The sequence below is a fragment of the Edaphobacter lichenicola genome, assembly GCF_014201315.1.
GTDB lineage: Bacteria > Acidobacteriota > Terriglobia > Terriglobales > Acidobacteriaceae > Edaphobacter > Edaphobacter lichenicola_B.
In genome coordinates this window covers 925,872-947,105 of sequence record NZ_JACHDY010000001.1, presented here as the reverse complement: position 1 = coordinate 947,105, position 21,234 = coordinate 925,872, and the positions used below count along the sequence as shown (strand labels likewise).

The 21,234-nt window shown below is 60.8% G+C and carries 21 protein-coding genes; 13 read left to right on the top strand and 8 right to left on the bottom strand.

What is annotated here, in order from left to right; all coding sequences use genetic code 11:
* The first annotated feature begins 91 nt into the window (after positions 1-91).
* Entirely contained in the window at positions 92-1,396 is a 1,305-nt protein-coding gene (gene pncB, locus HDF09_RS03950; RefSeq protein ID WP_183761726.1) for a nicotinate phosphoribosyltransferase, read from the top strand.
* Positions 1,397-1,557: 161 nt separating this feature from the next.
* Complete coding sequence (locus HDF09_RS03945) at positions 1,558-2,481, top strand: S1/P1 nuclease (protein ID WP_183761723.1); 924 nt, start codon at positions 1,558-1,560, stop codon at positions 2,479-2,481.
* Here HDF09_RS03945 and HDF09_RS03940 read toward each other — a convergent pair.
* Positions 2,478-3,047, bottom strand: a complete 570-nt coding sequence (locus HDF09_RS03940; protein WP_311718606.1) for a DUF2062 domain-containing protein — start codon at positions 3,045-3,047, stop codon at positions 2,478-2,480. The genes HDF09_RS03945 and HDF09_RS03940 overlap by 4 nt on opposite strands.
* A 73-nt stretch (positions 3,048-3,120) precedes the next feature.
* On the opposite strand from HDF09_RS03940, the gene HDF09_RS03935 reads away from it, so the two are divergent.
* The 3 genes from HDF09_RS03935 to HDF09_RS03925 all read left to right on the top strand — a co-directional run bounded on the left by HDF09_RS03935 (position 3,121) and on the right by HDF09_RS03925 (position 5,654).
* Positions 3,121-3,915, top strand: coding sequence for a lysophospholipid acyltransferase family protein (locus tag HDF09_RS03935; protein WP_183761720.1), 795 nt, complete (start codon positions 3,121-3,123; stop codon positions 3,913-3,915).
* 97 nt (positions 3,916-4,012) lie between these two features.
* Entirely contained in the window at positions 4,013-4,825 is an 813-nt protein-coding gene (locus HDF09_RS03930) for a GNAT family N-acetyltransferase (RefSeq protein WP_183761718.1), read from the top strand.
* On the top strand, positions 4,812-5,654 hold the full coding sequence (locus HDF09_RS03925) for a lysophospholipid acyltransferase family protein (RefSeq protein ID WP_183761716.1): 843 nt from the start codon (positions 4,812-4,814) through the stop codon (positions 5,652-5,654). Before HDF09_RS03930 ends, HDF09_RS03925 begins: the two co-directional genes overlap by 14 nt.
* 84 nt (positions 5,655-5,738) lie before the next feature.
* Here HDF09_RS03925 and HDF09_RS03920 read toward each other — a convergent pair whose 3' ends face one another.
* Positions 5,739-6,659, bottom strand: a complete 921-nt coding sequence (locus HDF09_RS03920; RefSeq protein ID WP_183761713.1) for a purine-nucleoside phosphorylase — start codon at positions 6,657-6,659, stop codon at positions 5,739-5,741.
* Positions 6,660-7,120: 461 nt separating this feature from the next.
* Here HDF09_RS03920 and HDF09_RS03915 point away from each other — a divergent pair, with 461 nt between their 5' ends.
* Positions 7,121-7,648 (top strand): thioredoxin domain-containing protein, encoded by a 528-nt coding sequence (locus HDF09_RS03915; RefSeq protein ID WP_183761710.1) that lies wholly within the window; start codon positions 7,121-7,123, stop codon positions 7,646-7,648.
* A gap of 409 nt (positions 7,649-8,057) precedes the next feature.
* Positions 8,058-8,240 (top strand): hypothetical protein, encoded by a 183-nt coding sequence (locus tag HDF09_RS03910; protein WP_183761707.1) that lies wholly within the window; start codon positions 8,058-8,060, stop codon positions 8,238-8,240.
* Positions 8,241-8,298: 58 nt separating this feature from the next.
* Here the strand turns inward: HDF09_RS03910 and HDF09_RS03905 are convergent, their stop codons facing one another.
* From HDF09_RS03905 to HDF09_RS03895, 3 genes are all read right to left on the bottom strand, one after another.
* On the bottom strand, positions 8,299-9,423 hold the full coding sequence (locus tag HDF09_RS03905; RefSeq protein WP_183761704.1) for a PP2C family protein-serine/threonine phosphatase: 1,125 nt from the start codon (positions 9,421-9,423) through the stop codon (positions 8,299-8,301).
* 118 nt (positions 9,424-9,541) lie between these two features.
* The gene (locus HDF09_RS03900; RefSeq protein ID WP_183761701.1) at positions 9,542-10,780 is read right to left on the bottom strand and encodes a NupC/NupG family nucleoside CNT transporter; all 1,239 of its coding nucleotides are present in this window, start codon (positions 10,778-10,780) and stop codon (positions 9,542-9,544) included.
* Positions 10,781-10,913: 133 nt separating this feature from the next.
* Positions 10,914-12,770: a sigma 54-interacting transcriptional regulator gene (locus HDF09_RS03895; protein WP_183761698.1), complete on the bottom strand. Its 1,857-nt coding sequence runs from the start codon at positions 12,768-12,770 to the stop codon at positions 10,914-10,916.
* Positions 12,771-13,107: 337 nt separating this feature from the next.
* On the opposite strand from HDF09_RS03895, the gene HDF09_RS03890 reads away from it, so the two are divergent.
* A complete protein-coding gene (locus HDF09_RS03890) occupies positions 13,108-13,533 on the top strand; it encodes a hypothetical protein (RefSeq protein WP_183761695.1) in 426 nt (141 codons plus the stop codon).
* Between the two features lie 64 nt (positions 13,534-13,597).
* Here the strand turns inward: HDF09_RS03890 and HDF09_RS03885 are convergent, their stop codons facing one another.
* Genes HDF09_RS03885 through cdd form a run of 3 tightly spaced genes read right to left on the bottom strand, consistent with a single transcriptional unit; the run spans position 13,598 to position 16,014 of the window.
* Positions 13,598-14,992 carry a thymidine phosphorylase gene (locus HDF09_RS03885; RefSeq protein ID WP_183761692.1) on the bottom strand — a complete coding sequence of 465 codons (1,395 nt, stop codon included), beginning with the start codon at positions 14,990-14,992 and terminating at the stop codon, positions 13,598-13,600.
* Positions 14,993-15,487: a pentapeptide repeat-containing protein gene (locus HDF09_RS03880; protein ID WP_183761689.1), complete on the bottom strand. Its 495-nt coding sequence runs from the start codon at positions 15,485-15,487 to the stop codon at positions 14,993-14,995.
* 44 nt (positions 15,488-15,531) lie between these two features.
* Positions 15,532-16,014 (bottom strand): cytidine deaminase, encoded by a 483-nt coding sequence (cdd, locus tag HDF09_RS03875; RefSeq protein ID WP_406704088.1) that lies wholly within the window; start codon positions 16,012-16,014, stop codon positions 15,532-15,534.
* A gap of 46 nt (positions 16,015-16,060) precedes the next feature.
* Between cdd and HDF09_RS03870 the strand changes: the two genes are divergently transcribed.
* From HDF09_RS03870 to HDF09_RS03850, 5 genes are read left to right on the top strand one after another with little or no spacing between them, the layout of a single operon-like run.
* Positions 16,061-18,244, top strand: coding sequence for a chemotaxis protein CheA (locus HDF09_RS03870; protein WP_183761687.1), 2,184 nt, complete (start codon positions 16,061-16,063; stop codon positions 18,242-18,244).
* Entirely contained in the window at positions 18,241-18,774 is a 534-nt protein-coding gene (locus HDF09_RS03865; protein ID WP_183761684.1) for a chemotaxis protein CheW, read from the top strand. Before HDF09_RS03870 ends, HDF09_RS03865 begins: the two co-directional genes overlap by 4 nt.
* Positions 18,755-19,126 carry a response regulator gene (locus HDF09_RS03860; protein WP_183761681.1) on the top strand — a complete coding sequence of 124 codons (372 nt, stop codon included), beginning with the start codon at positions 18,755-18,757 and terminating at the stop codon, positions 19,124-19,126. Before HDF09_RS03865 ends, HDF09_RS03860 begins: the two co-directional genes overlap by 20 nt.
* Positions 19,127-19,164: 38 nt before the next feature.
* A complete protein-coding gene (locus tag HDF09_RS03855) occupies positions 19,165-20,394 on the top strand; it encodes a protein-glutamate methylesterase/protein-glutamine glutaminase (protein ID WP_260180909.1) in 1,230 nt (409 codons plus the stop codon).
* Positions 20,381-21,208, top strand: coding sequence for a CheR family methyltransferase (locus HDF09_RS03850; RefSeq protein WP_183761679.1), 828 nt, complete (start codon positions 20,381-20,383; stop codon positions 21,206-21,208). The genes HDF09_RS03855 and HDF09_RS03850 overlap by 14 nt, the downstream gene beginning before the upstream one ends.
* The last annotated feature ends 26 nt before the right edge of the window (positions 21,209-21,234 follow it).

Sequence of the window (21,234 nt, the reverse complement as noted above, 5' to 3'; positions counted from 1 at the left end):
CGATTCGATGTACAGGGCCACTTGTCGACTCAACGGACGGGCCAAGGGGAAGAGAGTTGCTTTGAAGTGAATTGGAGACGAGACTGTTGGGATGAACGTTAACTTTGCGGAACGGGCCCATAACCATAACTGGAAGTTGGACCCGATTGTACGGTCGCTGCTGGATACGGACTTCTACAAGCTGCTGATGTTGCAGTTTATCTGGAAGAACTTTCCGAAGATTCATGTGACTTCGGAGGTTACAAATAGGACGGTGTCGGTGCGGCTGTCGGAGCATGTCCCGATGGCGATGCTGGTGGACCAGATGGAGCATGTGCGCGGGCTGCGGTTTCGGCGGTCGGAGATTATCTGGCTGGCGGGAAATACGTTTTATGGGACGCGGTCGATCTTTGAGCCGGCGTTTCTGGAGTGGCTGGAGAGGGACTTTCGGCTGTCGGATTACACGGTGACCGAACACGATGGGCAGATTGTGGTGCGGTTTGAGGGGTTGTGGACCGAGGTGACGATGTGGGAGGTCTATGGGCTGGCGCTGGTGAGTGAGATGAAGACTCGGGCGGCGTTGAGTACCCTGAGCGAGCTGGAGCTGGATGTTTTGTATGCGCGGGCGAAGACGAAGCTTTGGGAGAAGATTGAGCTACTGCGCAGGGTTCCTGAGGTGAGGATTTCGGAGTTTGGGACGCGTCGGCGGCATAGCTTTCTTTGGCAGGAGTATGTGATCCAGGTGATGCGGGCGGCGTTGGGGGCGAGCCTGTCGGGGACTTCGAATACTTTTCTCGCGTACAAGCATGACCTGGAGGCGATGGGAACGAATGCGCATGAGCTGCCGATGGCGATGGCGGCCCTGGCGAACGGCGATGACGCTTTGCATCAGTCGCAGTATCACGTGCTGGAGCTTTGGCAGAAGAGCTATGGCGGGGAGTTGTTGATCATGCTGCCGGATACGTTTGGGACGACGCAGTTCCTCGAGGGCGCGCCGGATTGGGTGGCGGACTGGACGGGGCAGCGGTGCGACAGCAAGGATCCGTCTGTCGCCGGCGATGAATATATCGCGTGGCTGCTGCGGCATGGGCGGGATTCACGCAAAAAACGGCTGATTGCGTCCGATGGGCTGGACGTGGTCGAGATTCTTCGGCTGCATCATTACTTCCACGGACGCATACGCTTCAGCGCCGGCTGGGGGACGCTGCTGACGAACGATTTTCGCGGATGCGACCCTCGGGGGGAGACGAGGCTCGATCCGATCAGCCTGGTGTGCAAGCTGATGACGGTGGAGGGTCGGCCGGCGGTGAAGCTGTCGGATAATGCGCGGAAGGCTACTGGGCCGGCGGAGGAGATTGCTCGGTATCGGCGGGTGTTTGGGAGTGTGGCGGTGGAGGGGGCTTTGGTTACGGTTTAGAAGCTTGTGGCCTGCCGGCCGGGCGCCCTGCGCGGGCGGCGGTCACTTCGTGACTTGTATACCTTGACTTGCTGGTGTGAGTGCTGTGGGCCTCGCGTTGCTCGGCTTGTTCATTTTTTGTTAGTGCGCGCCACGTATACTTTTTTCCCATGACGAGATGGATGGGCTTGGTTCGAGTTGCGGCAGCAGTGGCTTTGCTGCCGGTGATGACGGTTCAGCAGAGTTTGGCGTGGGGCAGGGATGGGCACATGATGATTAATCGATTGGCAGGGGCTGCGCTGCCTTCGGACGTGCCGGAGTTTTTACGATCGAAGCAGGGGCTGGATGCGCTGGAATACTACGGGCCGGAGCCGGACCGGTGGAAGTCGCCGCTGGAGCCGGAGCTAAATGCGGCGGGTTTTCCGGAACATTACATCGATCTGGAGTGGGCGGACCTGATTGGGGAGTTGCCGAGGCGGCGTTATGACTATGTGCGTGCGCTTGAGTTTGCACAGAAGTCGCACCTGGATCTGGCACTGACTCCTGAGAAGGTGGGGCTGCAGCCTTATGTAACCGTTGAAGTTTGGGAGCGGTTGAAGAGTGCGATGCGGGACTATCGGAAGCTGAAGGAAGACCACAAGGAGACGAAGCCTTCAGAGTGCGAGATTGTGTTTCTGGCGGGATGGCTGGGGCACTATGTTGCGGATGGTTCGCAGCCGCTGCATACGACGATCCAGTACAACGGGTGGACGGGGCCGAATCCGAAGGGGTATACGACGGAGCATAGGATTCATGCGCTGTTCGAGTCTACTTTTGTGTCTGCCAATGTGAAGCCGGGAGAGGTGGCTCCCTTGATTGCGGAGAAGCCGGTGGTGCTGGGGGATGTGTTTACCGACTACATGGCTTATCTGCGGCATACGAACTCGCTGGTGGAGAAGACGTATCAGTTGGAGAAGGCTGGTGCGTTTGCGGGGGCGGGAACGCCGGAGGGGAAGGCTTTTGCTGAGGAGAGGCTGGCAGCGGGAGCTACGGAGTTGCGGGACATGATCTATTCGGCGTGGGTGAAGAGCGCTGAGCCGCTGCCGCCTTCGAAGTGGGCGGACTAGTGAGGGCTGTTGTCCGGTTGTGTTGATGCGAGAAGCGGGTACTGGTGGTGTTCGACGCGCTTGAGGAGTCTTCGCAGGAATGGGGTGAGTGCGAGTGCGATGACTGGGATTGCGATCGCGGCGAAGATGGCCCAGAGGATGAAGGCGTGCCACTCCCATAGCCAGAGCTGACGGGAGAGGGCGAGGGGACGCTCGCGGGCGGCGTGGAGGAGCTCGTTTGCCGAGAGGGGCATAGGTGCGGTGTTGAAGACGCGGCTGGCGAGGCGGATGAACGGGATGACGAGGACGAGTTGGAGTGGATAGACGATGTGGTTGCCTAGCTGTGAGGCGGCTATGTTGAGGCGCAGGAGGAAGGCTACGGCGAGGCAGAGGACGGTGGTGCTGCCTAGGATGGGGTTGATGCCGATGAGCAGTCCTACGGCGAGGCTCCAGGCTAGTTTTTCCGGCGACGCTCCCATGCGAAGGAGCGCGAGGACGGGGAGTGCGACGCGGCGATAGAGCCAGTTGTGATGAACGGATGCGGGGACTTGGCTGTCGACGCTGAGGTTGGATTCGTTAGGGTGCACTGCTGACAGGATAGACTGCGCGAGGAGGCTTCGTTCAAGAAGCGCGGCTTCAGGCGAGTGAGGATTCGATCTGGTGAACTTTTTTCGGGCTGCGTGGCGGAGCGTTCGACTGGCGGGGATGTTTGTGAGGTTCGGTGCGGAGTTGGCGCTGACGCGCCCGTCGACACGAGAGGCGCGGGCTGATTGGCTGCATCGCTTTTGTGCGACGGCGATGCGGGAGATGGGGATTGAGATTAGTGTTGCGGGGAGTTTTCCTGAGCGTGGGGCGGTGATCTCGAATCACCTGAGCTATCTGGACATCGTGGTGTTTGCGGCGGTGCATCCGTGTGTGTTTGTGTCGAAGGCGGAGATCAGGAGCTGGCCGGTGGTGGGGTGGATGACGACGATGTCGGGGACGGTTTATGTTGAGCGGGGGCATGGCGGGTCGGCCATGAAGGCGCGGGCGGAGATGCAGGCGGCGCTGGACGCGGGATTGCCGGTGGTGTTTTTTCCTGAGGGGACGACGAGCAATGGAAATGGGTTGCTGAAGTTTCATAGCGGGCTGCTGGCGCAGGCGATGGATGGTGGCGCTCCGGTGACGGCGGCTTGTCTTCGCTATGAACTTCGAGAAGACAATGGGGCAGGTGTGAGCGTTGCGGATGACGTCTGCTACTGGGGGGACCGGAATATGCTGGGGCATGTCTTTACCTTTCTCGGGCTGCGCGGGGTGCGGGCGGAGGTTCGGTTTGCCGAGGAGCCGATGGAGTTTTCGAGCGATGTGCTGCACCGGAAGCGGGCGGCGGTGGAGGCTCGGGCGGCGGTGGCTGCGCTGAGAACTAACACCTTTAGGGAAGGAGAGCAGGTGGCGGGGGAGATGCACCATTTTTGATTCAACGAATGTTCATTTGACGTGAACATTCTGTAACAGAAGAGGACGCAGACTGACATCGAACGCACCACAATCCTGGATGTTGCAAGGAGAGTCGATGCTTACAGTGACTGAGTCGCGGTCTATCGCACTTCTTCCGAATAGGGCTGTGTCTCCGGAGCTGCCGTCGAAGAAGGATATTCGACTGGAGGCTGGAGATTACGTTGTGCGGCTGGCGTTGAGCGAGGGGGAGCGGGCCGCGGCGTACAGGCTGCGCTTTCTGGTGTTCAACCTGGAGATGAACGAAGGGCTTGAGTCGGCCTATGCGGATGGGTACGACAAGGATCACTTCGATGATGTGTGCGACCACATGATTGTGCAAGAGCGCAGCACAGGCGCGATTGTGGGGACGTACCGGATGCAGATGGGGGATGTGGCCGGGAAGTACTTTGGGTACTACGGCGAGCAGGAGTTTTGCTTCAAGCCGTATGAGGCTATGCGTGGACAGATTGTGGAGCTGGGCCGGGCGTGCATTCATCGGGAGCATCGGTCGTCGGAGGTGCTGCATCTGCTGTGGCGGGGGATTGCGCGGTATGCGCTGGTGAACGGGGGGCGGTACATGATGGGGTGCTGCTCGCTGACGTCGCAGGATGCGGAGATGGGCCATGCGGTGTATGAGTCGCTGCGCGGCTGCATGGTGGAGCCGGCGCTGTTGACGGTTGCTACGGCTCCGTTTCGATTGCCGGCGGCGAAGGTTGAGATGACGGAGGTTCGTGCTCCAAAGCTGCTGCGGGCCTATCTGACGATTGGAGCGAAGATCTGCAGCGAGCCGGCGATCGATCGCGACTTCAAGACGATCGATTTTCTGACGCTGCTGGATCTGCAGACGCTGCATCCGCGGGTGGCGAAGAGATTTCTTGAGGGGTGCTGAGGTGAATGTGGCGATCGCTGTGTGGCGATTTTTGCGTTCGGGGCTGCGTAGTTTTTTGTTTGTAGGACTGCTGGTGGCGGCGGTGGTGGACTGCTGGATGAGACGGCCCAGGGTTGGGGCTGAGGGTGCTGTTTGGATTCATGGGTGGTGCCGACGGATCGTGAGGGTGCTGGGGTTCGAGTGCATGGTGGAGGGGGCGGTTCCGTCGGGCGGGGCGGTGGTGTCGAATCACCTGAGTTACCTGGATATTCTGCTGTATAGCTCGGTGCAGCCGTTTGTGATGGTGGCGAAGAAGGAGGTGCGGGGCTGGCCGCTGCTGGGCTGGCTGACGGCGCAGGCGGGGACGGTGTATGTGGAGCGGGGCGGTGGGCCGAAGACGTATCCGGCGGTGAATGCTGCGATGGCGGAGGCTTATCGGAGCGGCTTGCCAGTGCTGTTCTTTCCGGAGGGCACGACGACCGATGGAGCAGAGGTGCTGCCGTTTCGGCGGGGGTTGTTTCACTCGGTGTTGAACGGTGGGGTTGCGTTGCGGGTTGCGGCGCTGAGGTATTCGCTTGATCCGCATGTGGTGAATGCCGGCGCGACGGTTGGGGAGGATGTGTGCTGGTGGGGCGATATGGAGTTTGGGTCGCACATGTTCAAATTTCTTGGGCTGCGAGGGCTGCGGGCAAAGATACGGTTTGGGGAGGAGATCGTCGAGCGGGGGGACCGGTTTGTGCTCTCGGAGACGGCGCAGGGGGTGGTGGCGGAGATGTATGAAGGGCTGGGGCTGGAGGCTGGGGCGAACGTCGGGTGGGAGCACGACTCCGAGTTGGTTGGGGCGCTTTAGGAGCTGGTCAAGGTGTGGTTTGGGATTGTTGGTGAATATGTGACGTTCCGGGTCACATATTCGCTGAAATTGCTACGGTAACGGTCACAATTGGTTTGTCGTTGCGGGTTGGAGGGTTGCGGGCTGGGCTGCAATTTGGGGGATGAGGGCGGTGAGGAGGCAGGTGAACTGTCTTTCTACGCGCTTGCCTGTCTCCATGACCTCTTCGTGGTCGATGGTGTCGGCGGTTTCGCGTCCGTAGGCGGGGACGCCGGCGGCCATGTTGGTGACGAGGGAGAGGCCGAGGACTTCGATGCCCATGTGGCGGGCGACGATGACCTCGTGAACGGTGGACATGCCGACGAGATCGGCTCCGAGGGTGCGGAAGGCGCGGATCTCGGCGGGGGTTTCGAAGCTAGGCCCGAGGACGGCGAGATAGACGCCTTCGGTGAGGAGAAACTCCTGGCGGGCGGCCTCTTCGATGGCGAGGGTGCGGAGGCGGAGGGAGTAGGCGGTGGACATGTCGAAGAAGCGCTGGGCTGGGGTTCCAAGGACGGTGAAGCGGGGCTCGTTGGGGCCGAGGGCTGCGTTGGTTCCGGTGAGGTTGATGTGGTCGGAGATTGCGACGATGGAGCCCTGCGCAAGGGTGGTGCGGATGCCGCCGGCGGCGTTGGTGACGATGAGGGTTTTGCAACCGAGGAGACCGAGGACGCGGGTGGGGAAGGTGACCTGCTCCATGCTGTAGCCCTCGTAGGCGTGGACGCGGCCCTGCATGACGGCTACGGGGACGCCGGCGATCTGGCCGAGGACGAGGTGGCCGGAGTGGCCCTGGACGGTGGACTGAGGGAAGTGGGGGATGTCGGCGTAGGGGATGCGGGTGGCGGATTTGACGTGGGTGGCGAAGCTGCCGAGACCGGAGCCGAGGATGATGCCGAGAGCTGGCTGGAGTGGGGTCTTGCTGCGGATGTAGTGGGCGGCGGCTTGCGCTTTGCCGTAGAGGTCGATCGTCTTGTTGGTCTCGGTCATTCGCGTTCCTAAGGGCGGTCGGGCGGACATACAGGATGGTATCCCCTCCCTGTATGCTTTTTGTGTAAAGTCTTCAAAATAAAATGCTTAGTGGTGGACTTTTCAGGGTAAAGTGTCGATTGTCTGAGACTTTTTGGTAAAGTATTCTATTCAAACGGTTTACGGTCGCCATTCGAAGCGAGGCTACTGCGGTTCGGTTTCGTTGAAGGCCGCTGTTAATAGTTTATCGAGTGGGCGGGGGTGGATGCGCCACGGTTTCGGGATTTATTTTTTGCGTGGCGAGTGTGCGGAAACGCTGGATTGACGTGGGTTTTGTGGAGGGTGCGTGCGGATTTATTTTCTTCTTTGCGCGGGCAGGAGCTTGACAGGAAAAAACGGGAGACGATGAGAAGAGTAAAGTTTCAGCACGAAGGTTCGATTCAGCGAGTGGGGGATCGGGTGCGGCCGTTGGTTGGATGGGTATGAGTTCTACGGACGAGGTCGCGGGGGTGCTGGCTTCGATTCGTACGGAGTCGGGTGCGAGCCTGCTGGCGCTGGTGGAGGCTTCGCCGGTGCTGCTGGTATTTCTGCGGCACTTTGGGTGCTCTTTCTGCCGGCAGGCGATCAGTGATGTTGCGGAGATTCGTGGTGAGTTGGCGCGGCGCGGGGTGAGGCCGGTGTTTGTGCACCTGGGTACTCCGGAGCGAGCGAAGCCGTTCTTTGATTATTACGGGATTGGGGATGTGGAGCGGGTGAGCGATCCGGAGGCGGTGGTGTACCAGCTTCCTGTGTTTGCGCTGCCGCGGATGCATCCGGCGCTGACGTTGCTGCAACCTTCGGTGTGGATTGGGTGGTTGAAGGGGGCGATCTTCAAACATGGGATCGGGGCGATCCAAGAGGATGGACATCAGATGCAGGGCATCTTCTTTTTAAAAGGGGCGAAGATTGTGCGGCAGTTCCGGTATAAGACGATTGCGGATGAGCCGGATTATCTGAAGCTGGTTGGGTGAGGCGGAGGGAGTGTGGATTCCTTCGCTGCGCTGTGGAAGGGCGGGGCAACAGCAAATGCGGGGGTCTCTCCACTGCGCTGTTCACGATGAGGCTGTGAACAGCTTCGGTCGAGATGCGATTTGTGGGAAGAGCGGAACGGTTGGGGTGTTGGGTTGGAAGGTTCCAACGGTATGGGTGGGTGGGATGTGTCGGGATCCTTCACTGCGTTCAGGATGACAGCAACAGCAACTGCAAAGGCAAAGGCAACAGCAAAGACAACAGCAAAGACAACAGCAAATGCGGGGGTCTCTCCACTGCGCGGTTCACGATAAGACTGTGAACCGCTTCGGTCGAGATGACGATTTTCTTGGGGGGAAAAAAGGGAACCGTTGGAGTGTTTGGGTTGAAAGGTTCGAACGGTATGGGTGGGTGGAAGGTGTCGGGGTCCTTCACTGCGTTCAGGATGACAGCAACAGCAACGGCAACAGCAAAGGCAAAGGCAAAGGCAAAGGCAACAGCAAAGACAACAGCAAAGACAACAGCAAAGACAACAGCAAAGACAACAGCAAATACGGGGGTCTCTCCACTGCGCTGTTCACGATGAGGCTGTGAACAGCTTCGGTCGAGATGACGGCTTTCGTATGAGTTGATGATCTACTCGGGGAGTTTGTTAGAGGAGTTTGGCGATGACGAGGGTGAGGTCATCGGTCTGTTCTTTGGTTCCGGCGAAGGTGGAGACGGCTTCGGTGATGTCGGCTACGAGCGCGGTCGCTGGCTCTGATTTTTTGCTCAGGATGAGTTTTGTCAGACGGTCGAGTGAGTACTCTTCTTCGTGTTCGTTCTCCTGCTCGGTGACGCCGTCGGTGTAGAGGGCGAGGATGTCGCCGGGTTCGAGGGGGATGATTGTGTTGGAGAACTGGGCGTCGGGCAGGATGCCCATGATGGGGCCGGCTTCTTCGAGGAGAAACGATTCGTCTTTGCTGGTTCGCAGGAGCAGGGGTGGGTTGTGCCCGCCGCTGGCGTACTCGAGGGTGCGGAGCGAGGGGTTGAGGCGGGCGTAGAACATAGTGACGAAAGTGGCGGGGTTGGTGATCTGTTTGAGGACTTCGTCGAGATCCTTGAGGATGGCTGCGGGGCCGCTGAGCTCGCGGGCGCGAAGGTGCAGAGCTACGGCGAGGGAGGGCATGAGGAGAGATGCTGCGGCGCCTTTGCCGGAGACGTCGGCGATGACGACATCGACGATCTCGTCGGAGATGGTGAAGAAGTCGTAGTAGTCGCCACCGAGCAGGCGCGCGGTCTGCATGGCGGCAGCGAGTTCGAGCCCGGGGACGGTGGGAGGCCTGGGCAGGACTCGGCGCTGGACCTGGGCGGCGAGGGTGAGATCGCGCTCGTACTCGTCGCGTTGGCGGCGTACCTCTGCGGCGAGGCGTTCGCGTTGGTGCGCGATGAGGGTGACGAGGGAACTGACGATGAGAAAACCGGTAAGGCTGACGATGAAGCGGACGATTCTGACGTGGGGGCTGTCGCCGGCGGGACCAAAGAGCTCCTGCAAGATGCTGCCGAGGATCGCGAGTGCGATTGTGACTGGAAGCGGGTTGATGAGGGCACTGAGGGCGATGGGAAGGACGTAGAGATATCCGAGGGAGATATTGGCTACTACGATCCAGTCAGTGTAGGCGACGGCGGCGATAGCGAGGACGACTACCAGGTTCAACAGCCCGGTTGTTTTGTTCTCTTCGGATTGGACCAGACGCTTGTACTCGGCGGTATTCTTGCTGCTCCTTCGGAACGCCATGCTGCGGATTCTCCAGTTCGAACGCGCTTCTGCGCTGCGTTCTCTTCAAAAGGGAAGGCTGCGGGAAGAGATGCAGGATGTGCGGAGATTCTAGTGCATCGTGGGATTTGCGTGGATTTTATTTGATAAGCATGGAGACGATGCTGGCGGACATGAGGTTGGCCATGGTTCCGGCGAGCATGGCGCGGAGGCCAAGCTGGGCGAGATCGTTGCGGCGGTTGGGGACGAGGGCTCCGATGCCGCCGATCTGCATGCCGATCGAGCCTACGTTGGCGAAGCCGCAGAGGGCGAAGGTGGCGATGGAGAAGGTGCGCGGGGCGAGGGCGGACTTGATGAGGCCGAGCTGGGTGAAGGCGACGAACTCGTTGATCATGGTGCGGGTGCCGAGGAGGTTGCCGATGGTGCGGGCGTCGTGCCAGGGGATGCCGATGAGCCAGGCGATGGGCGCTCCGACGACGCCGAGGACGGCGTTGAGGGAGTGGGGGAAGGGGATGTTGCCGTGGGCCCAGGCGAAGTTCGAGATGCCGAGCATGATGGCGTTGGCGAGGCCGACGAGGGCGACGAAGCTGATGAGCATGATGGCTACGTTGAAGGCTAGCTGTCCGCCGTCGATGGTGCCGCGGGCGATGGCGGCGACGAAGTTTTCGTTCTTGTGCTCCTCGCTGGGGGGCATGTGAACGGTGCCGGCGGTGGCGGGGACTTCGGTTTCGGGTACGAGCATCTTGGCGACGAGGATGGTGCCGGGGGCGGTCATGATGACGGCGGAGAGGAGGTCCTGGGCGTTGATGCCGAAGCTGATGTAGGCGGCCATGATGCCGCCGGAGACGTGGGCCATGCCGGAGGTCATAATGACCATGAGCTCGCTGCGGGTGGCGCCGGCGAGGAAGGGGCGGATGGTGAGCGGGGCTTCGGTCTGGCCCATGAAGATGCTGGCGGCAACGTTTGTACTTTCCGCGCCGCTTGTGCCCATCGTTCGCTGCATGATCCACGCGACGATGCGGATGATGCGCTGCATGAGGCCAATGTGGTACATGATGGCGAAGAAGGCGCTGACGAAGATGATGGTGGGCAGGACGGCGAAGGCGAGGGTGGCGAGCGGGTCGCCTGGGGTGCCGATGCGGCCGAAGACGAGGGAGGAGCCGTCGACGGAGTGGCCGAGGAGGGAGGTGATGACGGAGGAGATGTTGTGGAGGATGAGCTGGCCGGTGTTCCACTTGATGACGAGGAAGGCGAAGAAGATCTGCAGGCCGAGTCCCCAGGCCACGGTGCGCCAGCGGATGGCTCGGCGGTTGGTGGAGAAGGCGTAGGCGAGGCCGAGGAAGGTGATGAGGCCGAGCAGACCGGTGAATCGAGACAAAGGCTTCGCTCCTGCTGCTGAGATGAACGCAGTTTGAATACTTTGGTTGAGTGTACTGGTTGCGAGGAGAGGGGCCTAGCGATTTCCTGAGACGGTGTTGGCTTCGATGGTCGGCAACCGTTACTTCGCGAGGTCATTGCGGAGATTCGGATTTTAGATTCAGGTTTCGCGCGAGGCGGTGGAGGTACTTGGGGTGAATGCCGAGGGTGCGCGCGGCTTCGGGGTAGCTTCCTTTGGAGTCTCGAAGCGCGTTGAGGATCATCTCTTTTTTCGATTCGTTCAGGACGTCGTGGTACTTCCCTCCTGCGAGCTTTGCGGACTGCTGCTCGAGGATGATGGTGGGAAGGTCTTCGGCGAGGATCTCTTCGGTGAGGCCGAGGACGATGGCGTGCTCGATGGCGTTCTCGAGTTCGCGGACGTTGCCTGGCCAGCTGTAGCCGAGCAGCAGGGAGCGCGCTTCGGAGGAGATGCCTTTGAAGGGGCGCTTGTTTTTTTGCGCGTACTTCGACGCGAAGTAGAGGGCCAGCAGAGGAATGTCTTCGCAGTGTTCGCGCAGCGGGGGCACGGAGATTGAGACGACGTTGAGACGGTAGTAGAGGTCCTGGCGAAACTCGTTGGACTTGATAGCCAGCTCGAGATTTTTGTTGGTGGCGGCGAGGACGCGGGCTTTGAAGGCTACGGAGTGCGTTCCGCCGACTCGCTCGAACTCTCTTTGCTGGAGGACGCGGAGGAGCTTGGCCTGCATGGGCGGAGCGAGTTCGCCGATCTCGTCGAGGAAGAGGGTTCCGTCTTCGGCGGCTTCGAGCTTGCCCTTGCGCATGCCGAGGGCTCCGGTGTAGGCGCCCTTCTCGTGGCCGAAGAGCTCGCTTTCGAGCAGAGTCTCGGGGATGGCGGCGCAGTTGATGGCGATGAAGGGGAGTTCGCTTCTGGGGCTGCTCTGGTGAATGGAGCGTGCGATGACCTCTTTGCCGGTGCCGCTCTCGCCGCGAATGAGTACGGTGGAGTCGCTCTGCGCGACGCGGGAGATGAAGTCGCTGACCTGACGGATCTGGCGGCTTTCGCCAACGAGGTTGGTGGCGGTGTTGAGCTGGCGTTTAAGCTTTGAGTTTTCTGAGCGCAGGGAATCGAGGGCGAGGATGTTTTCGAGGGTCACGGCTGCGATTCGGGAGGCGGAGTCGAGGAAGTAGAGGTGATCTTCGCCAAAGGGCGGAGCGGGAGGGAGAGAGGTGAGATAGAGGACGCCGATGGTTCGTTCTACGGCGACCAGCGGCTGGCAGAGGATGTTCTGCTGCTCGCCGGCGCTTGGATCGGCGTCGATCTGAATGGCTGCGCGCTCCCAGAAGGCGCGGTGAACGAGTTCTTTTGGAACGGATATCTTCGACGGCGAGTCGGTATGGCGGTTCCAGGTGCAGGTTTCGAATGCTTCCTCTTCGAGATCGGTGATGAGAACGACCGCTCCTTCGTCGGCGGGGACGACTTCGAAGATGAGTTGCAGGAGCTCGCGTTGCAGGAGTTGAGAGTCGCGGATGGAGTTGATGACGCTGCTGATCCTGAAGAGGGCGGTGAGGTCGCGGGCCATGCGCCCGAACTCGATGGGGGGCGCGACTCGCGTTGTCTCCAGAGAGGCGTTGGCAGAGAGGTCGCTTGCGCGCCTTCTGGGAGGGCCTGCTTCGTCTTCGTGGGTGAGGTAGAGGAAGCTGGCGTTGCCGATGCGGATGGTGTCGCCGTGGTCGAGGGATCGGCGCAGGACGGGCATTCCATTGACGAAGGTGCCGCTTCTGCTGTCGAGGTCGACCAGTTCATATTGGCTGTTCTGGCCCTGGTTGTTCTGGCCGTCGATAGGCTGGATGGTGCAGTGGCTTCGAGAGACCGCTGGATCGGTGAGGCATAGCTGGTTTTCTTCGAGTCGGCCAACCGAGATTGGGCTATCGCTCAGCTCTCGAACGGTTCCGGTCAGCGAGCCCGAGATGGCGAGGAGCCGCGGTTTCATAGGGTCTCCGTTGAAGGAGAGTGTAGCTGAATCGGCTGCGCGACCGCGATTCCGGGGCACGATTCAGGACACGATGCGGGAACACGGGAGCCGATCAGATACCGCGGGGAACCATTCGGATACCGGGAGATTGAAGCGTGGGTGAGATTCGCCGGCCTGCGGGCGGACGCTGCGGTTCCATCTTGTTGCAAATAAAAGTGAGCTGCCGATGTACGGGAGTTTGGCGCGGTTTGGCCATGCGGTTGCAATGTATCCGGGCGTAACAACAAGCTCCGGAGAGAACGAAATCCAGAGACCAATCGGAACCTGAGAGAGGTATCTCACAAAGGAGATCGTCATGAAAAACCTTACTGCAATCGCACTCTTCGTCGCCGCCGGTATTGCCACCGCTGGTAGTGCTCTGGCCCAGGATCATAAGGTCACGGCAACCGTTCCATTCAACTTCACGGTCAATGGCCGCACGCTGCCTGCCGGGAACTACACCATCGGCAACGAGAGCAACACGCCGCGGATTCTGAGCATTTCGGACCGAGAGAAGGGCATTGCCGTGATGGCGACTACGGTCCCTGATAACAGTGTCTCGGCAGACAACAAGCTGGTCTTTCACCACTACGGGAACCAGTACTTCCTGAGTGAGATTCGCACAGCGAATTCGTCGATGAGCTGCCACCTGACGACTTCGAAGCAGGAGAAGTGGGCCAGGGCTCAGGCACAGGAAGCATCCGTACGCGTCAATAGCGATGTTCTGATTGCTCTCAAATAGTTTGTACTTTGTGTGAGCAGGACCCGGCGATGAAGATCTCCGGGTCCACTTTTTGGTCTGGGAATCAGGTGTTCTTGGTGATGACTTCGCGGAGGAGAGGCTGGAGTTGGGGCGGGCCGGAGGCGATGTGGAGGGTGTCGAGGAGCATGGTCTCGGGTTCGTCGAGGAGCGAGAGGTCTTCGCTGAAGAGGGTGACGAGGGGTTGCCCGGCTTTGATCGAGTCGCCTAGCTTGGCGTGCATCTCGATGCCGGCGTGGGCGCTGACGGGATCGCCGGGTTTGGCGCGGCCTGCACCGAGACGCTGGACGGCCCAGCCGACTTGTTTGCAGTCCATGGAGGCGAGGTATCCGGTGTGTGTAGCGGTGAGGGTGCGCGAGGCGGTGTATCGGTGGTGGGCGGCGGGGTCGTGGAAGAGGGAGACGTCGCCGCACTGGGTGGCTACGACTCTGATCCATGCTTTGAAGGCTGCGCCGCTGAGGAGAATCTCGTCGGAGAGACGCGCTCCTTCTTCGGGGGTGGCGGCTTTGCCGGCGAGATGAAGCATCCAGCCGGCTAGGAGGTTGGAGAGCTGGATGAGGTCGGCGGAGAGGGGGTGGCGATCCTCGATGCGGGTGGCGCGGAGGATGTCGACGCACTCCCAGACTTCGATCCAGTTGCCGGAGAAGCGGCCGAGGGGCTCGTCGTGGTTGGTGAGGAGGGCGACGGTGCGGGTGCCGGAGGCTTCGCCGGTCTGGACCATGAGTTCGGCGAGGAGCTTTGACTGGTCGTAGGTGGGCATGAAGGCGCCGCTGCCGGTTTTGACGTCGAGGACCAGGGCGTTGAGGTCTTCGGCTAGTTTTTTGCTCATGATGCTGGCGCAGATGAGGTACGGAGATTCGACGGTGCCGGTGTGGTCGCGGAGGGCGTAGAGGATGCGGTCGGCGGGGACGAGATGCGGGGTTTGTCCGACGAGGGCTGCGCCGCACTTTTCGAGCGTGAGGAGGAGGTGGTCGAGGGTGAGCTGGGTGTTGAAGCCGGGGATGGTTTCGAGCTTGTCGAGGGTTCCGCCGGTGTGGCCGAGGCTGCGGCCAGAGATCATGGGGACGCAGATGCTGGGGATGCCGTCGGGGTTTGGCGAGGCGAGGCCTGCGGCGGCGAGGATGGGGGCGATGAGGAGGGAGGTCTTGTCGCCGACGCCGCCGGTGGAGTGCTTGTCGACGGTGAAGCTGTGGAGGGGCGCGGCGTCGAAGGTCTCGCCGGAGTAGCGCATGGCGGCGGTGAGGGTGGCGAGCTCTTGCGGGGTGAGGCCGTGATGGAAGACGGCCATGAGGAAGGCGGCGATCTGGGCGTCGGTGACGAGCTGTTTGTCCGGAGTGCGGTGAACGAGGGCGTGGATGAAGGCCTGGATCTCTGCGTCGGTGAGGACGCGGCCGTCGCGCTTGTGGAGGAGGACGTCGATGGGATGGATGGTCTGGGTCATCTATTTTTCTCGATCTGGCTTGCTACTTGTGGGTACAACCAATCCTTGTTCCTCGCTAACTTGAATCATGCCATTTGCCTTGGGATCGAATCCGTGAGGGAAGATGGTCCGGCTGCTGTATCGCGATCCCTTCAGATCTGCTCCGTCGAGAAGAGCGTCAGTCAAATCTGCTTCGAGGAGAGACGATGCATGGAGGATGTTGTCATAGGAAATATATGCTCCCGTGAAGTCCGCCCTGCGTAGATTGGCACCATCGAGGACCACTCCGCTTAGTCGGCAATTCCGAAAGATACTTCCTTCACAATTGGCCCTGAAAAGATAAGTACCGTAAAGGTCGGCGTCAGTGAAGTCAGCTCCTCTTAAATCTGCGTCGGACAGATCAAGAACCTCCACGGATTGGCCGCGGAAGTCTGCGTTGCGCAGGTCACAAAGATCAAGGCTAGTGTCAAACGCCGTATCACGCAGTGCTTTGCCATTTGTGTCACGGATTATCAAAGCAGTCTTCCTTAACTAGAGAATTGATCAATCGACTTGAATGATTACTCGTTGAGGAGGAAGGCGGCGGGTAGGAGCTCCGCCATGGTGGCCTGGGCGATGGAGCCGCCTTCGGCGGGGAAGTAGACGATGGTGTCGGGGGTGCTGAACTCGTGGATGGTCTGGCGGCAGGCTCCGCAGGGCTGGCTGGCGGTCTGGTTGAGGTTGGCGACGGCGATGGCGCGGATGCGGATGCCGGGGCCGCGGAGGGCGACGGCGGAGGTGATGGCGGTCTGCTCGGCGCAGGTGGTGAGGCGGTAGGAGGCGTTTTCGACGTTGCAGCCGGTTACGATGGTACCGTCGGTGAGGAGGAGGGCGGCGCCGACGCGGAAGTTGCTGTAGGGGGCGTAGGCGTGGTGCGCGACGGTGACGGCTTGCTGCTGCAGGCTGGCGATTTGTGCGGGAGTGAGCGCGGCACTGGGCTGTTCGGCGGAGAGTTCGGAGGACATGATGTGAGTGAGGCTATCGGGTGCGGGGGCCGATAGCAAGTGGCAGGCGCCTCATGGTTACCGCTCCGCGCCCGATATAAGGTGTGTGGACGAGCTAACCAAAGAATTTATTGCGGAGAGCCAGGAGGGTCTGGACCGGATGGAGCGGTGCCTGACCGAGCTGGAGATGCGGCCTGACGATACCGGATTGCTGGGGGAGATCTTCCGCGCCGTCCATACGATCAAAGGGACGACGGGTTTTCTGGGATTCGACCGGCTGGAGAAGCTGGCGCATGCGGGAGAGCATCTACTGGGGTCGCTGCGGGACGGAAGGCTTGCGGTGACCTCGGATCTGATCAGCGGGTTGCTTCGCCTGATGGATGGTCTGCGCTCGATTCTGATGTTGATCGAGGAGACCGGGAGTGAAGGGACTCGAGCGGGTGATGAAGATGGCGAGCTGATCGCCGAACTGGCGAGTCTGAATGGGCAGGTGCCTGCGGAGCTGCCGGAGATCGAGGCTCCGCAGATTGCTCTGGTGGAGACGACGAAGAGTGAGGGTGCTGCGCCGGCCGCTTCGAATGGTGGTGCGTCGCCGGTGTTGCAGCCGACGGTGGTGACGGAGAAGGCGAGCGCGGATAAGACGCTGCGGATCGATGTGGATGTGCTGAACCGCATGATGAACCTGGTGGGCGAGCTGGTGTTGACCCGCAACCAGATGCTGCAGAGCGGGATGGAGGCGGCGAACTTTCCTGAGCTGGCGCGGCGGCTGGATAGCGTTACGGCGGATCTGCGCGAGACGGTGATGCAGGCTCGGATGCAGCCGGTTGGGAATCTGTTTGGGAAGTTTCCGCGGATGGTGCGGGATCTTGCACGGACCTGCGGTCGCGAGGTGCGGGTTGAGTTCAGCGGGCAGGAGACGGGGCTGGATAAGAGCCTGCTCGAGGCGATCAAGGATCCGCTGACCCATGCGGTGAGGAACGCGGTCGATCATGGGATCGAGTCGCCTGCGGACCGTGTGCTGGCAGGGAAGTCGGCTGAGGGCTGTCTGCGGTTGAAGGCGTTTCATCAAAGCGGCTCGGTGGTGATCGAGATTGAAGACGATGGCGCCGGGATCCCGATCGAGCGAGTGCTCGAGAAGGCGATCGAACGCAATCTGGTAACGGCGGAAGATGCTGCGGGGATGTCGGAACGGGAGGCGTTGCAGCTTATTTTCTTGCCGGGATTTTCTACTGCTGCTGCGGTGACTACGGTCTCCGGGCGCGGCGTCGGTATGGATGTGGTGCGGGCCAATGTGGAGAAGGTTGGCGGGAGCGTTGAGGTCGAGTCGCGCAGAGGTGTGGGGACTACGCTGCGGCTGCGGGTGCCGCTGACGCTGGCGATTGTTCCTTCGCTGGTGGTGAAGAGCGGGGGCCAGGCGTTCGCGCTGCCCCAGAGCACGCTGGTGGAGCTGGTGGATATTCCGGAGCGGGAGTTTGCGCAGGTGGTGCAGAGGATTGGTTCGTCGGAGCTGTACCGTTTGCGAGAGCGCCTGTTGCCGATGGTGTGGCTGGATCGGTTGCTGGGATTGGAGGCGGATAATCCGGACCAGTCGAAGGGACACTACCTGGCGGTGCTGGAGGCGGAGGGTTGCAGGTATGGCCTGGTGGTCGATGACCTGATGTCTCCTGAGGAGATTGTGGTGAAGCCGCTGTCGCCGGTGCTGCGGGAGATTGGTTTGTTCTCGGGCGCGACGGTGCTGGGCAATGGGACGCTGGCTTTGATTCTGGATATCGGTGCGACCGCGGCACGTGCTGGGGTGAAGCCAATCGAAGAGGAGGTCTCTGGGATTGGTGCTGGAGAGGCTGCGGTGCTGGAGGGTGCGGGGATCTCGTTCCTGATCTTTGAGGATCGGGTGAGAGAGCGAACGGCGCTGCCGCTGGATGTGGTGGAGCGGATTGAGAGTGTGCCGCTGGGACAGATTGAGTACGCGGGCGGACGGCCGTTGCTGCAGTATCGCGGCGAACTGCTGCCGCTACGGGATGAAGGAAGTGTGCTGATGGAGCTGGAGTCTGCGCGGCAGGCGGGCGAAGAGACGATGGTGACGATACTGATCTGCGGCGATGCCGGCGTGGCAGGAGCGCAGCGGGGCGGCATGGTCGTGCGGCAGGTTCTGGATGTTTCGACGGGAACCTTGATTGATCAGGGTGAGGCGACGCAGGGGATGGAGCTTGCTCTGGTGAAGGAGAAGCTGACGCAGGTTCATCGTGAGTTTGGCGTGAAGGCGAAGGCTGCCTGGCAGGAGGTTGCGTGAGAATAGCCGGTCGGGAGAAGGTCGACGAGATTCAGGATGAGAGTGATGCGGTCTCGCTTTGTTCGCTGTATGCGGGTAGTGAGATGTTCGGCATCGACACTAGGAAGATACGCGAGGTGCTTGGGGAGCGGGATCTGCAGAGGGTGCCGATGTCGCCGCCCTTCATCGCGGGCGTTGTCCCTTATCGCGGCGAGGTGCTCACGACAGTAAATCTTCGGGCGCTGTTGGGGATGGAGGCGCACTCCGGCAGATGCTGCGTGCTGGTGATGGCGGAGGATGAGGCCGCGGAGCGTTTTGGGCTGGTGGTGGACGCGGTGGGCGGCGTGGTGACGGTGAGCCGGCGGATGCTGGAGGACAACCCCTGCACGCTGGAGGCGAGGGGTAAGTGGTTGTTCGATGGAGCCTACAAGATGGACGCGGGTTTGATGGTGCAGCTGGATCCACGGAAGCTGTCGCCGTCGCGCTTGTCGGAGGTGGGATTGTTTAAAAGCAGTTCGAATGGAGGTATAGATGCGAGTCCTGATCGTTGATGATTCGAGCTTTATCCGCGAGTATCTGCGGCACCTGCTGGGCCGGATGGATGTGGTGTGTGAAGAGGCGAAGGATGGGAGCGACGCGCTGGCTGTGCTTCGGGCGGAGGAGTCGTTCGATCTGATGCTGCTGGATGTGAACATGCCGGTGATGAACGGGCTGGAGTGCGTGAAGAAGCTGCGCGAGGCGAAGCTTGGGCCTGAGATGAAGGTGATGATGGTGACGACCGAAGCCGATCACTCGTTCATTACGACGGCGCTGGACAATGGCGCGGATGAGTTTCTGATGAAGCCGTTTACCCCTGAGAGCCTTCGCGAGAAGATGCTTCTGCTTGGTGTGATCGCAGCTTGAGGGTTGTGGGTGGAAGAGAAAGCCTGAGGAAAATAGATATGGGACCCATGGAGGAACGGCCGCTCCGCATTCTTGCAGCGGACGACTCGGCGGTGATGCGCGGCGTGATGTGGAAGCTGTTTCAGAGGCACGCGGAGGATCGGTCGAGCGAACTGCCGCGCATGGAGTTATGCGGTGTTGCGTTGGACGGGGTGGATTGCCTGGAGTCGGTGAAGCGGCTGTCGCCGGATGTGCTGGTGCTGGATCTTGAGATGCCGAGGCTGAACGGACTGGAGGTTTTGCGCCGCTTGCAGGTGGAGAATCCGGGGCTGCCGGTGATCATGTGCAGTGCGCATACCGAGCGCGGGGCGCGGTCGACGCTGGAGGCGCTGGCGTGTGGCGCTGCAGACTATGTGACCAAGCCGGCTGAGCAGCGAGATTTCGCCTCGGCGATGCTTTCGCTGTCGCAGCAACTGCTGCCGCGAATTGCTGCGCTGGCTAAAGGCGCGAAGCGGAAGCAGGAGAGTGTGGTCGCTCGGGGCGGTTCGGGCAATGCCGGCAACGCTCCGGCTGGTGCGGCGTTGCCGAAGTTGTCCGCTCCGATTGAGCTGGTGGTGATTGGATTGTCTACCGGTGGGCCGTCTGCGCTGGAGCAGTTGCTGCCGCGGCTGCCTGCAGATTTTCCTGTTCCGGTGTTGATCGTTCAGCATATGCCGAAGCTGTTCACCGGTGCGCTGGCGGAGCGGTTGGATAAATGCTGTTCGCTGCGGGTGAAAGAGGCCTATGAGAACGCGATGATTCGACCGGGCACGATCTGGCTGGCTCCGGGGGATGCGCACATGGAGGTAGGCCCGGGCAACGGGTTAACGGACAGACAGGATGGGGGGTTGGCGGGTCGGAGCAGCAGGGTTCGGCTGCATCAGCGGGAGCCGTTGAATCACTGCAGGCCGGCGGTGGATTACCTGTTTTTTTCTGCGGCACGGATGTATGGCGCGGCTGCGCTGGCGCTGGTGATGACGGGTATGGGTGCGGATGGCCTGGATGGAGCGCGGGCCGTCCATGAACGCGGGGGAGTGGTGCTGGCGCAGGACGAGGCGAGCTCTGCCGTATGGGGCATGCCAGCCAAGGTGACTGAGGCTGGAATTGCAAGCGCAACGCTACCGCTTGCGGAGATTGCGGGTGCGCTGAAGCAGAGAGTTGACGCGGGAAGATTGACGAAGATGGATACAGCACGCCACGCAGCATCCGCGATGGCGTCGCGACGGGAGATCAACGATGGCCTGCTCTGATACGGACTACGCTTATCTTCGTGAGCTTGTGCTGGAGCAGTCGGCGAACCTGATTGATCCGTCGCGCAATGCTCTGTTTGATACGAGGCTGACACCTATCGCACGGTTGTCGGGCGCGGATAGTCTTGAGGACTTTGTGAATATGTTGAAGGCGGGGCGGCCGGCTCATCTGCATCGCGCGGTTGCCGAGGCGATGACGATCAATGAGACGAGTTTCTTTCGTGACATGAGGCCGTTTGAGATGCTGCGGCAGATTCTTATTCCTCGGCTGATGGAACGGCGAATGGAGGAGCGGCGGCTGCGGATATGGAGTGCTGCGAGTTCGACCGGGCAGGAGGCTTACAGTCTGGCGATGATGATTGCGGAGCATTTTTCGGAGATTGCGGGCTGGGATGTAAAGATCGTCGGCACCGATATCTCGCGGCATGTTGTCGATTATGCGCAGAAGGGGCGGTATCGGCGGCTGGAGGTAAATCGCGGGTTGCCCGCGCGGATGCTGCTGAAGTATATGACCCGTCACGGAGAGGAGTGGGAGGTTAGTCCGCAGATTCGGTCGATGTGCGAGTTTCACTACGCCAATCTGTGCGCTCCGTTGCCTTTGCTGCCGACCTTCGATCTGGTGTTGTTGAGAAATGTGCTGCTTTATTTTTCTCAGCAGGATCGACGGGCGCTCTTCAGGGAGATTCACCGGAAGCTGTCTCCTGCCGGATATCTAGTGTTGGGGAATGCGGAGCAGGCGGAGGATTCCACGAATCTTTTTGAGGTGGAGTTTGGGGCGGACTGCTACTTCTATAGTCCGGTGAGGGCGAGTTGAGAGGTAGATGGCCGGTCGCGGGCTGG

Coding starts and splice junctions, on each gene's coding strand:
- HDF09_RS03860 (WP_183761681.1), top strand. CDS start 18,755: ATGCGAGTCCTGATCGTTGATGATTCGAGCTTTATCCGCGAGTATCTG.
- HDF09_RS03905 (WP_183761704.1), bottom strand. CDS start 9,423: ATGGCGTTCCGAAGGAGCAGCAAGAATACCGCCGAGTACAAGCGTCTG.
- HDF09_RS03930 (WP_183761718.1), top strand. CDS start 4,013: ATGCTTACAGTGACTGAGTCGCGGTCTATCGCACTTCTTCCGAATAGG.
- HDF09_RS03850 (WP_183761679.1), top strand. CDS start 20,381: ATGGCCTGCTCTGATACGGACTACGCTTATCTTCGTGAGCTTGTGCTG.
- HDF09_RS03920 (WP_183761713.1), bottom strand. CDS start 6,659: ATGACCGAGACCAACAAGACGATCGACCTCTACGGCAAAGCGCAAGCC.
- HDF09_RS03895 (WP_183761698.1), bottom strand. CDS start 12,770: ATGAAACCGCGGCTCCTCGCCATCTCGGGCTCGCTGACCGGAACCGTT.
- HDF09_RS03890 (WP_183761695.1), top strand. CDS start 13,108: ATGAAAAACCTTACTGCAATCGCACTCTTCGTCGCCGCCGGTATTGCC.
- HDF09_RS03885 (WP_183761692.1), bottom strand. CDS start 14,992: ATGACCCAGACCATCCATCCCATCGACGTCCTCCTCCACAAGCGCGAC.
- HDF09_RS03855 (WP_260180909.1), top strand. CDS start 19,165: ATGGGACCCATGGAGGAACGGCCGCTCCGCATTCTTGCAGCGGACGAC.
- pncB (WP_183761726.1), top strand. CDS start 92: ATGAACGTTAACTTTGCGGAACGGGCCCATAACCATAACTGGAAGTTG.
- HDF09_RS03915 (WP_183761710.1), top strand. CDS start 7,121: ATGAGTTCTACGGACGAGGTCGCGGGGGTGCTGGCTTCGATTCGTACG.
- HDF09_RS03945 (WP_183761723.1), top strand. CDS start 1,558: ATGGGCTTGGTTCGAGTTGCGGCAGCAGTGGCTTTGCTGCCGGTGATG.